Source organism: Pantoea sp. Ap-967, from assembly GCF_011752565.1.
In the GTDB taxonomy this organism is placed as follows: Bacteria; Pseudomonadota; Gammaproteobacteria; order Pseudomonadales; family Pseudomonadaceae; genus Aquipseudomonas.
In genome coordinates, this window is sequence record NZ_VWXK01000029.1 from 46,234 (window position 1) to 58,159 (window position 11,926).

An 11,926-nucleotide genomic window follows, 5' to 3' on the forward strand; every position below is an offset into this window, starting at 1 on the left:
GTGAAGTTGAATAAGTTGTTTGTTACCTTGCTGGCGGTCGGGTGTGGTGGCTGGACGGCTGCGTCGTTTGCCGAAGACTCGGTGGATATCGGCGACGTCAATGTCACCGGGCAAACCCTGGGCAACGGCATGATGGTTCAGGAAGAAGCGGCCAAGGCACGCTCCACCGTGACCAAGGAAGCGCTGGAGAAGATGTCGCCCACCGGCAACGGTATCGACAAGCTCAAGTACACCCCTGGCGTCAACGTGTCCAGCGACGACAGCACCGGCCTCAGCGGCTTTTCCTTCACCATGCGCGGCATGCAGGCAAGCCAGGTCGGGGTGACCATGGACGGCATTCCGATCAACGACTCCGGCGACTTCTCCATGTACCCCAACCTGCTGGGCGACCCGGAGAACCTGCAGGAAGTCTTCCTCACCCAGGGCTCCTCGGAACTCGACGCGCCGCATATCGGCGCCAGCGGCGGCAACATTGGCCTGGTGTCGATGGCCCCAAGCAAAGACGCCGGCGTGTTCATCAAGCAAACCATCGGCAGCAATAACCTGGACAAGACCTTCGTCCGTTTGAATACCGGTGAATATAACGGCCTGAGCAACTACATTTCCGCGTCCAAGACCAACAGCGACAAATGGAAAGGCAAAGGCGACCTCGACGCCGAAAAGTTCGAACTCAACAGCTTGTACAAGTTTGGTGAAGGCAACAGCATCAATGCCCTGATCAAATACCACAAACAGGAAAACTTCAAATACGTGAAGCCGAGCCTGGCCCAGTACCATTCGGACCACGACTACGATTTCCCCAACGCCCCGACCTACAACCCCACCACCGGCAAGTTGACCACCGCCAGCTACAAGACCAGCGTCAACCCGTTCGAAACCATGAGCGCCACGGTGACCGGGCGCTTCCAGTTGCGCGACGACCTGCAACTGACCGTGCAGCCCTATTACTACTATGCCAACGGCGGTAGCTACAGCGCCTTCGGCTCGCCGGCCACCCTGTTCAGCACCACCAGCTCCAGCGGCAACTACGACCTCAGCAACCTGAAAACCTCGGCCCAGTACAACGCCGATGGCAACCCGGTCAGCGGCCGTTACTACCGCCCGTCCTGGACCGAAACCTGGCGCCCCGGCATCAACACCAAGCTGAGCTGGGCGGTGAACGACGAGCACACCCTGGACGTCGGCTACTGGTACGAGCGCGCCCGCCAGCGCCAGAGCCAGCCCTTCGTACCGCTGAACGCCGATGGCAGCCCAACCGACCTGTGGGCCGAATACAACGACTCCAACCAGGTGCGCGATGCCAATGGCAACGTAGTGCAGGGCCGCAACTACTTCACCATCACCCCATCGCACAAGCTGTTCGTGCAGGACACCTGGAACGTCACCTCCGACCTGACCCTGAGCGGCGGCGTGGCCTACGAGCATTCCGAGCGTGATGGCAACCTGCGTGCCAGCCTCTACGACACGCCGGCCAAACGTGATGCCACGTACCACGAATTCCTGCCGAGCTTCAACGCCAAGTACCAGCTCGATACCGAGAACTCGGTGTTCTACAGCGTCTCGCGCGCCATGCGCACGCCACCGAACTATGTGCTGTACAACGGCGGCGACTCGATGAGCCTGAAGCCTGAGCTGAGCTGGAACAACGAGCTTGGCTGGCGCTATGCCAGCGACGACATGGCGCTGAGCGCCACCCTGTTCTACCTGCAGTTCAAGAACCGGCAGATCTCCAGCCGCAACCAGATCACCGGCGACTACGAGATGCTCAACGTCGGTGAAGTGAAAAACCGTGGCCTGGAGCTGGAGTGGAGCGGGCTGCTGCCACACAACTTCAACTACTACGCCTCGTACACCTACACCGAGGCCGAGCAGCAGGACACCATCAGCTACTACGGCATCGACCTGCCCACCAAGGGCAAGCAGGTGGCCGGCGTGCCGAAGAACATGTTCAACCTGAGCCTGGGCTACGACGACGGGCGCTTCTACGGCAACGTCATCGGCAAGTTCGTCGACAACCAGTACGGCGACATGACCAACGACCAGTCGATTCCGCACTTCACCACCGTGGACCTGAACCTGGGCTACCGCCTGCCGGTGAACAAGCAGTACATGAAGAGCGCCGCCGTGCGCCTGTCGGTCAGCAACCTGTTCAACCGCGAGTACCTGAGTGGCGTTGACAGCGTGGCCTTCACCTCCGCGCAGTACAACCCAGGCTTTGGCACCGGTGGCGCGAACAACCGCAGCACCATCGGCACGCCGTACTACAACATCGGCGAAGAGCAGACTGTCGCGGTGTCGTTCGAAGCTGAATTCTGACCCTGAACCGGGGCCAGCCCTGGGCCGGCCCCGCCCTTTCTGCGCTGAACCGAGGTAACCCGCCATGAACATGGACCTGCTGCACGACATCACCTTCTACATCATGTACGGCGCTGCCGCCCTCGCCGCCTTCGTGGTGGTGGAACGGGGCATCTTCTTCGCCTACAACCTGCGCAAGGCGCGCGCCCTGGAAGCGGCCCTGCACAAGAAAGTGCGCCAGTTCAACGAACTGCCGGCCGAGCTGCGTGAACGCGACAGCCTGCCGCTGGAACTGCTGCGCCAACTGTTCGAAGGCCGTGGCCAGCTGCACTCGCACGCGGAGCTGGAAGACCTTGGCCAGGCCATCTACATCGGCATGCGCGGCAGGCTCTCGCGCAGCCTGTGGATTCTTGAAGCGGTGGTGGCCGGCGCGCCGCTGCTGGGCCTGCTCGGCACCATCCTGGGGATCATCGACACCTTCAAGGCGCTGGCCGAGGCGGGCGTTTCCGACCCTGGCGAAGTGTCGCGCGGTATCGGCACTGCGCTGTACGCCACCGCCCTGGGTATTGCCATTGCCCTGGTGGGCCTGGTGTTCAACAACCACCTGCAAGACCGCCTGGAACTGATCACCGACCACCTGAAGATGCTTCTGCTGCGCGCCGGCATGGGCACCGCGTTCGCCGCCAAGCCGGCCGGCGCCCCTGCCACTGCCCTGCAACCTGCCTGAACCCCCGGGAGCCCCCATGTCGTACGCGCCTTTCGCCAAACGCTCGTTCCCCCTGCTGCTGGCCGCCGTGCTGCTGGCCAGCGGTTGCCAGAAAGCCCCGGCTCCGGTCGATGTTCACATTGCCGCCCTCAACGACTTCCACGGCAACCTGCTGGCCAGCCCGTTCCAGTACCCTGATGCCAACGGCCCGGTGAAACTCAAGGCCGGTGGGCTGGGGCCGCTCAGCGGCGCGCTGGCCGAGTTGCGCCAGCAAGACCCGCAACTGCTGCTGATTGGCGCAGGCGACATGGTCGGCGGCAGCCCGCCGATTTCCTCGATGTGGGCGGACGAGCCGAGCCTGCAAGCGCTGCACTTGCTGGGGCTGAAATTCTCGGTGGTCGGCAACCATGAGCTGGACCACGGCAAGGCCGAGCTGCTGCGCCAGATCGACGGTGGCTGCCAGTCCAGCCGCGAACAGGCCTGCCAGTTCGACAAGGCCTACAAGGGCGCGGGCTTTCCGTACATCTCCGCCAACCTGATCGACAAGCAAAGCGGCAAACCGCTGTTCGCCCCCTACCGCATCGAACAGGCCCACGGTGCCCGCATTGCCTTCGTGGGCGCCACCTTGCGCAATGTCGATGCCTACGTCAGTGCTCGCAGCATGGAAGGCCTGGCCACCCTGGACGAGGCCGAGGCCATCAATGCCCTGCTGCCGGAACTGCGCCAGCAGAAGGTCGACGCCATCGTCGCGGTGATCCACCAGGGCGGCAACACCCCCGAGCGCTTCGACCAACAAGACTGCAGCCAGCTCAAGGGCGACGTGGTGGACGTGGCCAAGCGCCTCGACCCGCAAATCAAGGTGGTGGTCACCGCCCACACCCACGAAGGCTACCTGTGCCGCCTGGGCGACAAGCTGGTGACCCAGGGCGCCTCCTTCGGCCGCCTGCTCACCCAGCTGACCTTGACCGTGGACACCACCCAGCACCGCTTGCTGGCAGTCAAAGCCAACAACCTGGTGGTGGACGCCGCCCGTTACAGCGCCAGCCCCGAGATCGCGCCGCTGCTGGCCGAGGTTGAGGCCCGCAGCCAGGCCCGGCTGGGCAAGCCGGTGGCGCGCCTGGCGGCCCGCGAGGTGCTGCGGGTTACCAACGAGGCCGGCGAGTCGCCCATGGGCGACTTGATCGCCGACTCGCAACTGGCCGCCACCCGTGACCTCGGCGCCCAGGTGGCGCTGATGAACCAGGGCGGCATGCGCATGGACCTGACCCTGGAGCCCGGCCAGGAACAGGTGAACTACGGCCAGGTGGCCACGGTGCAACCGTTCAACAACAGCCTCACCCTGCTCACCCTCACCGGCGCGCAGCTGCGTGAACTGCTGGAGCAGCAATGGCAGGACGGCGGCATGGGCTTCTACCCGTTGCAGCCCTCGGCGTCGCTGAGCTACCAGTGGGATGGCAGCCTGCCCAAGGGCCAGCGCGTGCTTGTCGACAGCCTCAAGGTCGATGGCCAACCGGTGCAGCCCGAGCAACCCTACCGCATCGTCATGAACAGCTTCCTGGCCGAAGGCGGCGACAACTTCACCGTGCTCAAGCAGGCGACCGACCGGCTCGACACCGGCATCAACGACCTGGAGTCGATGATCGCCTACCTGCAGGCCCAGGACCGTGCAGGCCAGCCCGCAGGTTTTGGCCAGGCCCAGCAGCGCATCCGCAACGTTTCCGCACAGGTGCTCAGCCATGCGCCATGAACACGGGCTGGCCCTGCAGGCTCTGCTGCTGCCAGAGGCCATGGCCGCTGCCGACAGTGCCTGGTGCCCGCACTCGGCGTTTCCGGTCGGCGCCGCGCTGCTGACCCACGATGGCCGGGTGATCCGCGGCTGCAACGTGGAGAACGTGTCCTACGGCCTGACCAACTGCGCCGAACGCAGCGCGCTGTTCAGTGCCATCAGCCAGGGCCTGGCCCCCGGCAGCTTCAAGGCCATGCTGGTGTATGCACCCAAGGTGCCGGTGATCTCGCCCTGTGGCGCCTGCCGCCAGGTGATGCTCGAACTGCTGCCCCCCGGCTGCCCGGTGATTTGCGTGGGCCACGATGCCACGGCGACGCGGCACTGGACCGCCGGGCAGTTGCTGCCCGGCGCCTTCCAGGCGTTTTGAAGCCAACCTGCTGACCTTTTTTCAGGAACTGTTCGATGGGCTTGATCGGTATCGTGGTGCTGTTGCTGGTGGCCGTGGCGCTGTCCAGCAACCGCAAGGCCATTCGTTTACGCACCGTTGTCACCGCCTTCGCCGTGCAAGCCGGGCTGGGCGCCTTTGCCCTTTACGTGCCATGGGGCCAAAGCGCCCTGGGCGGCATTTCCGCCTCGGTGGCGTCGTTGCAGGATTATGCCAACCAGGGCATCGACTTCATCTTCGGTGGCCTGAGCAGCACGCGCATGGCGGAGGTGTTCGGCAGCGGTGGTTTCGTGTTCGCCATTCGCGTGTTGCCGGTGATCGTGTTCTTCAGCAGCTTCATCGCCGTGCTCTACTACCTGGGCATCATGCGCGTGGTCATCCAAGTGATCGGCGGCACCTTGCAGCGCCTGCTGGGCACCAGCCGCACCGAAGCGATGGCCGCCACGGCGAACATCTTCGTCGGCCAGACCGAAGCGCCCATGGTGATTCGCCCCTACGTCGCCCGCCTGACCCGCTCGGAATTGTTCGCGGTGATGGTCGGGGGCATGGCCTCAGTGGCCGGCTCCGTGCTGATCGGCTACGCCAGCCTTGGCGTTGAGCTCAAGTACCTGATCGCCGCCAGCTTCATGGCCGCCCCGGGCGGCCTGCTGATGGCCAAGCTGATGGAGCCGGAAACCGAACAGCCCCATGAGCAGGCGCACGAGGCGCCGGGGCATGGGCAAGGCCAGCCGGCCAATGTCATCGATGCCGCCGCCATCGGTGCCTCCGCAGGCTTGCACCTGGCGCTGAATGTCGGCGCCATGCTGCTCACTTTCATTGGCCTGATCGCCCTGCTCAACGGCCTGCTCGGCTGGACCGGCAGCTGGTTCGGCCTGCCGCAACTGAACCTGCAGCTGATTCTCGGCCACGGCCTGGCACCGCTGGCCTTCGTGCTGGGCGTGCCCTGGCACGAGGCGATCACCGCAGGTGGCTTGATCGGCGAAAAGCTGGTGCTCAACGAGTTCGTCGCCTACGCCGACTTCGCCCGCCACCTCGACCCGGCCCAGGCCGCTGCCAAAGGCGTGCCGGTGCTCAGCGCCCAGGCCCAGGCGATCGTCACCTTCGCCCTGTGCGGTTTTGCCAACCTGGCATCGATCGGCATCCAGCTGGGCAGCCTGGGCATCATGGCCCCCGAACGGCGGGCCGACATTGCCCGCCTGGGGCTCAAGGCGGTCGTGGCCGGCACCCTGTCCAACCTGATGAGCGCGGCACTGGCCGGGGTTTTCCTGGCCCTCTGACACTCCTTCCACAGCCTTTGCGTGAACTTGAAATGACTGATATCGACGCTGAACGCGCGCGCACGCTGATTGCGCTGCTGGACCTCACTTCCCTCAATGACGATGACGACGACGCGCAGATCCAGGCGCTGTGCCAGCGCGCCATGACCCCGGCAGGGCCGGTGGCGGCGGTGTGCGTCTACCCACGCTTCGCCGCCCTGGCGCGGCGTACCCTCGATGCGCTTGGCGGGCAGGCCATCGCGGTGGCCTGCGTGGCCAACTTCCCCAGCGGTAACGCCGCGTTGCCCGAGGTGCTGGCACAAACCCGCCAGGCCCTGGCCGATGGCGCCAATGAAATCGACGTGGTCTACCCCTACCGTGCCCTGCTGGCCGGCGATGCCGACAGCGGCGCGGCCCTGGTGCAGGCATGCAAGCAGCTGTGCAGTGGCCGCGCCTTGCTCAAGGTGATTCTGGAAACCGGCGAGCTGGCCGAGCCTGCGCTGATCCGCCAGGCCAGCCTGCAGGCCATTGCCGCAGGCGCTGACTTCATCAAGACCAGCACCGGCAAGGTGACCGTCAACGCCACCGTGGGTGCGGCGCAGATCATGCTCGAATGCATCGCCAGCCTGGATGCCAACGTGGGCTTCAAGCCGGCTGGGGGCATGAAGACCCTGGCCGATGCGCAGGTTTACCTGGACCTCGCCGAGCGCATCAACGGCGCCCAATGGGTATCGCCCCGGCACCTGCGCTTTGGCGCCTCCAGCCTGCTGGGCGACTTGCTCGGGCACCTGCACGGTGCGCCAGGCAACAACGCCGGGGGGGCCTACTGATGGCGTGGCTGGCACAGGAAGTGATCCGCCGCAAACGCGACGGCAAGGTACTCGACGACGCCGACATCCGCCGCTTCGTCAACGGCATCACCGACCTCAGCATCAGCGAAGGCCAGGCTGCTGCCTTCGCCATGGCCGTGCTGCTCAAGGGCCTGAATGTCGAGGAACGGGTCGCCCTGGCCACGGCCATGCGCGACTCCGGCCAGGTGCTGCGCTGGAACCTGCCAGGCCCGGTGGTGGACAAGCACTCCACCGGCGGCATCGGCGACCTGGTCAGCCTGGTGCTGGCCCCACTGCTGGCGGCGTGCGGCTGCTACGTGCCGATGATCTCCGGGCGTGGCCTGGGCCACACCGGTGGCACCCTCGACAAGCTCGACAGTATCCCGGGCTACGACAGCCAGCCCAGCATGGCCCGGCTGCGCGAGGTGGTCGAGCACGTTGGCTGCGCGATCATCGGCCAAACCCATGACCTGGCCCCGGCGGACAAACGGCTGTACGCCATTCGCGATGTCACCGGCACGGTGGAGTCGATCGACCTGATCGTCACCTCGATTCTCAGCAAGAAACTGGCGGCCGGCCTGGATGCCCTGCTGATCGACGTCAAGGTCGGCAACGGCGCGTTCATGGCCGCGCCCGACGACGCCGCTGCCCTGGCCCGCAGCGTGGTGGCCGTGGCCAATGGCAGCGGCGTGCGCACCCGGGCGCTGATCACCGACATGAGCCAGCCACTGGCACGCTCGGCAGGCAATGCCCTGGAGGTGGAGGAAGCCATCGCCCTGCTGCGCGGCGAAGTGCGCAGCCCGCGCCTGTGGCAGGTGACCCTGGCGCTGGCCGAGCAGGCCCTGGTGTGCGCCGGGCTGGCGCGCGACCTTGAGCAAGCCCGCGAGCAACTGCTGGAAGCCTGGCACAGTGGCGCAGCGCTGCAGCGTTTTGCCCACATGGTGCAGGCACTGGGTGGGCCGGGCGACCTGGTGCAGCAACCGCACCGCCACCTGCCCCAGGCCCCGCTGGTGATTCCGGTGCCGGCGCCGCAAGCCGGTATCGTGCAGTGCATCGATACCCGCGCAATCGGCCTGGCGGTGGTTGCCCTCGGCGGCGGCCGGCGCACCCCGCAAGACCGCATCGACCCGGCGGTGGGGCTAAGCCAGCTGTGCTTCCCTGGCGAGGCCGTGGCGGCCAGGCAACCGCTGGCAAGGGTGCATGCCCAGGACCTGGCCCAGGCCGAGCGTGCGGTTGCCGCGGTGCAGGCGGCGTACCGCATCGCCAGCGCGCCGGTCGAGGCGCCCGCGCTGTTCGCTGGCGTGTGCCTGGAGCCTGCATGAAGCGCGCCTTGTTGCTGGTGCTCGACTCCCTGGGCATTGGTGCCAGCGCTGATGCCGGGCGCTTTGGCGACGCCGGGGCCAATACCTTGCTGCATATCGCCCAGGCCTGCGCCCGTGGCGAGGCCGACGGCAATGGCCGCCAGGGGCCGCTGCAGCTGCCCACGCTGGCACGGCTTGGCCTTGGCCATGCTGCGGCGCTCAGCGCCGGAGTGCTGCCGCCAGGGTTCAGCGCCGACACAGTGGCCGAAGGTGCCTGGGGCTATGCCCGGGAGCTGTCCAGCGGCAAGGACACCCCCTCGGGGCATTGGGAAATGGCCGGGGTGCCGGTGCTGTTCGACTGGGGCTACTTCCCGGCACGGCAGAACAGTTTCCCGCCCGCGCTGCTGAACGCCCTGATCGCCCGTGGCCACCTGCCCGGCCTGCTCGGCAACTGCCACGCCAGCGGCACCGAGATCATCAGCCAGCTGGGCGAGGCGCACCTGCAAAGCGGCAAGCCTATCGTCTACACCAGCGCCGACAGCGTGCTGCAGATCGCCGCCCATGAACAGCATTTTGGCCTGCAGCGGCTGTACAGCCTGTGCGCGCTGGCCCGCGAACTGTGCGACGCCTATGGCGTTGGCCGGGTCATCGCCCGCCCCTTCACTGGCGAGCACGCCGGTAACTTCAGCCGCACCGGCAACCGCCGCGACTACACCGTGCCCCCCCCGGCGCCAACCTTGCTCGACCGCCTGTGCGCCGCCAACGGCCAGGTGTTCGCCGTGGGCAAGGTGGGCGACATCTTCGCCCAGCGTGGTATCAGCCGGCAGTTCAAGGCCGAAGGCAACGACGCCTTGTTCGACGCCACCGTCGAGGCCCTTGCCCAGGCGCCGGGCAATACCCTGGTGTTCAGCAACTTCGTCGACTTCGACACGCTGTATGGGCATCGCCGCGATATCGCCGGCTACGCCGCTGCCCTGGAAGCCTTCGACCGGCGCCTGCCGCAACTGCTGGCACGCCTGCAGCCAGGCGATGTGCTGATCATCACCGCCGACCATGGCTGCGACCCCAGTGCGCCGGGCACGGATCACACCCGCGAGCACGTGCCGCTGCTGGTATGGGGCCCAGGCTTGCACAGCACCTGCCTCGGTGCCCGGAGCAGTTTTGCCGACATCGGCCAGACCCTGGCGCAGTTTTTCGCCCTGCCCCCCTGTGACCACGGGCAAGCATTCCTCGATGCCCTATACCCCAACCTGCAATAAGGAGAACTGCACGTGACGTTACGCAAATGCCTGAACAATGGCCTGGTGCTGGCTGCCAGCCTGTGGGCTGGCCAGGTATTGGCCTGGGGCCAGCAAGGCACAGCCCTGGTGGGTGAACTGGCGCAGCGCCAGCTCACCCCCGAGGCCAAGGCAGAAGCCCTGCGCCTGCTCGGCCAGATCAAGCAGAACGACCTGGCCGTGGTCGCCAACTGGGCCGGCAACCTGGAGAAGAACCCACAAAACCGCGTGCTGTGGGAAAACACCCGCAACCAGCGCATGGTGGTCTACAAAAGCGACGACTGCACCTTCCAACTGACCCGCGACTGCCCCGATGGCGCCTGCACCGTGGCCGCCATCGAGCAGAACCGCACGGCGCTGGCCGACCCCAAGGCACCGAACCAAGCCCGGCTGATGGCCATGCTGTTTCTCATCCACCACGTCAGCGATGCCAGCTCGCCGCTGAACAACAGCTTCAAGGATGACCGTGGCGGCTACGACTACCCGGTACAGGCCGCCGGCAAGTCCTACAACCTGCGCCAGGTGTGGGATGACTTCCTGCTGGGCGCGGCCCGCCTCGACGTCAAGGCCTATGCCGACAAGCTGCAGCAAGGCCTGCCCGCCGCCGACTCCAGCAACCCGGCGCAGTGGTCGCAACAAGCCTGCCGCATCGTGCGTGACGACAACATCTACCCGCAGAAGGCCGCCGGCAAGCGCAAGCTGCCGAGCAAGCAGGGCATGGACGACGATGACGGGGGCGACACCGACTACAGCGCCAAGACCCTGGCCTACAACCGCACCGGCAAGGAATACAGCCGTGGCGACAAGCTGATGAATGAAAAAACCACCCGCACCGGCGGCTTCGATGCCAGCTACATGAGCACCTTCGTGCCCGTCGCCGAACAGCAGGTGCAACTGGCCTCGGTGCGCCTGGCGCAGTTGCTCAATGCTGCGCTGGTCGCCGGCCGCCCTGGCTCCTGACACGCGAGAATCGCCATGCACACTCCCCGTTTGCGGCACCTGCCGCTGCTGTTGGCCCTGGGCCTTGCCGGCTGCGCCACCGCGCCGGTTGCCGAGCACGCTGAAACGCGCGTTTCGCTGATGGCCTACAACGTCGAAAACCTGTTCGACACGGCCCATGACCCGGGCAAGGACGACTACGCCTACCTGCCCCTGAGCGTGAAGCAGGCGCACCCCGAGTACCTGGCCACCTGCGCGCGCATCAGCGTGCCGGCCTGGCGCCAGGAATGCGAAAGCAATGACTGGACCGAGGCGCGGCTGGAGCAGAAGCTCACCCGCCTGGCCAGCGTGATCAGCCAAACCGATGGCGGCCGTGGGCCGGATATCCTGTTGCTTGAAGAAGTGGAAAACCGCGCAGTGCTGGAGCGGCTCAATGGCCACCTCGGCGCATCCGCCTACCAAACCCGGGTGCTGCTGGAGGGCTGGGATGAGCGCGGTATCGACACGGCCGTGCTGAGCCGCCTGCCGCAATGGGGCGCGCCGGTTCTGCACCGGGTGCCTTATCACGACGAGCAAGGCGATACCTCGGACAAGACCGGCAAGACCCGCGGCATCCTCGAAGTTCGCCTGCTGCTGCCAGGCGGCCAGAAAGCCTCGGTGTTCGCCGTGCACCTGCCCTCCGGTGGCGGCCCTGGCTACCTGCGCCGCCAGGCCGTGGAATACCTGGCCGAGCTCAAGCGCCAGTTGCCGGCTGATGTGCTGCCGATCGTGGGCGGTGACTTCAACATCAACGCCGGTGAAGAAGCCAAGCACCATTACATCGCCGACACCCTCGCCAGCACCTGGAGCGTGTCGCACCTGATCGGCTGCGACGGCTGCAAGGGCAGCTATTACTATCCGCGAGAGCGGCAGTGGTCGTTTTTCGACATCCTGCTGTTCCCCCAGGCGATGAGCGGCGCAGGCTTCAACGGCTGGAAGGTGGACAGCGCCAGTATCCACATGCCCAAGGCCAGCCCCTACCAGGTGAACAAGTGGGGCACGCCGGCGCGCTTCAACGGCGGCCAGTACCCCGAAGGCGTGTCTGACCATTGGCCGATGTACGCACAAATCTACCTCCGCGCGCCATGAGCCTTGGGTGTAGGATCCTGCCA

10 protein-coding genes are annotated in these 11,926 nt (G+C 66.1%); all 10 read left to right on the forward strand.

Annotated features, from left to right (window positions below; translation table 11 throughout):
• The 10 genes from F3J45_RS23785 to F3J45_RS23830 all read left to right on the forward strand — a co-directional run bounded on the left by F3J45_RS23785 (position 1) and on the right by F3J45_RS23830 (position 11,903).
• Complete coding sequence (locus F3J45_RS23785) at positions 1-2,316, forward strand: TonB-dependent receptor (RefSeq protein ID WP_167068838.1); 2,316 nt, start codon at positions 1-3, stop codon at positions 2,314-2,316.
• A gap of 64 nt (positions 2,317-2,380) precedes the next feature.
• The gene (locus F3J45_RS23790; protein WP_167068841.1) at positions 2,381-3,022 is read left to right on the forward strand and encodes a MotA/TolQ/ExbB proton channel family protein; all 642 of its coding nucleotides are present in this window, start codon (positions 2,381-2,383) and stop codon (positions 3,020-3,022) included.
• A gap of 16 nt (positions 3,023-3,038) precedes the next feature.
• A complete protein-coding gene (locus F3J45_RS23795; RefSeq protein WP_167068844.1) occupies positions 3,039-4,748 on the forward strand; it encodes a bifunctional UDP-sugar hydrolase/5'-nucleotidase in 1,710 nt (569 codons plus the stop codon).
• Positions 4,738-5,154 carry a cytidine deaminase gene (locus F3J45_RS23800; protein ID WP_167068847.1) on the forward strand — a complete coding sequence of 139 codons (417 nt, stop codon included), beginning with the start codon at positions 4,738-4,740 and terminating at the stop codon, positions 5,152-5,154. Before F3J45_RS23795 ends, F3J45_RS23800 begins: the two co-directional genes overlap by 11 nt.
• A gap of 35 nt (positions 5,155-5,189) precedes the next feature.
• The gene (locus tag F3J45_RS23805) at positions 5,190-6,449 is read left to right on the forward strand and encodes a NupC/NupG family nucleoside CNT transporter (RefSeq protein ID WP_167068849.1); all 1,260 of its coding nucleotides are present in this window, start codon (positions 5,190-5,192) and stop codon (positions 6,447-6,449) included.
• A gap of 32 nt (positions 6,450-6,481) precedes the next feature.
• The gene (gene deoC, locus F3J45_RS23810) at positions 6,482-7,258 is read left to right on the forward strand and encodes a deoxyribose-phosphate aldolase (RefSeq protein ID WP_167068852.1); all 777 of its coding nucleotides are present in this window, start codon (positions 6,482-6,484) and stop codon (positions 7,256-7,258) included.
• Positions 7,258-8,580 carry a thymidine phosphorylase gene (gene deoA, locus F3J45_RS23815; RefSeq protein ID WP_167068855.1) on the forward strand — a complete coding sequence of 441 codons (1,323 nt, stop codon included), beginning with the start codon at positions 7,258-7,260 and terminating at the stop codon, positions 8,578-8,580. The genes deoC and deoA overlap by 1 nt, the downstream gene beginning before the upstream one ends.
• The gene (locus F3J45_RS23820) at positions 8,577-9,818 is read left to right on the forward strand and encodes a phosphopentomutase (RefSeq protein WP_167068858.1); all 1,242 of its coding nucleotides are present in this window, start codon (positions 8,577-8,579) and stop codon (positions 9,816-9,818) included. Before deoA ends, F3J45_RS23820 begins: the two co-directional genes overlap by 4 nt.
• A gap of 12 nt (positions 9,819-9,830) precedes the next feature.
• Entirely contained in the window at positions 9,831-10,796 is a 966-nt protein-coding gene (locus tag F3J45_RS23825) for a S1/P1 nuclease (protein WP_167068861.1), read from the forward strand.
• A gap of 15 nt (positions 10,797-10,811) precedes the next feature.
• Positions 10,812-11,903, forward strand: a complete 1,092-nt coding sequence (locus F3J45_RS23830; protein ID WP_167068864.1) for an endonuclease/exonuclease/phosphatase family protein — start codon at positions 10,812-10,814, stop codon at positions 11,901-11,903.
• The last annotated feature ends 23 nt before the right edge of the window (positions 11,904-11,926 follow it).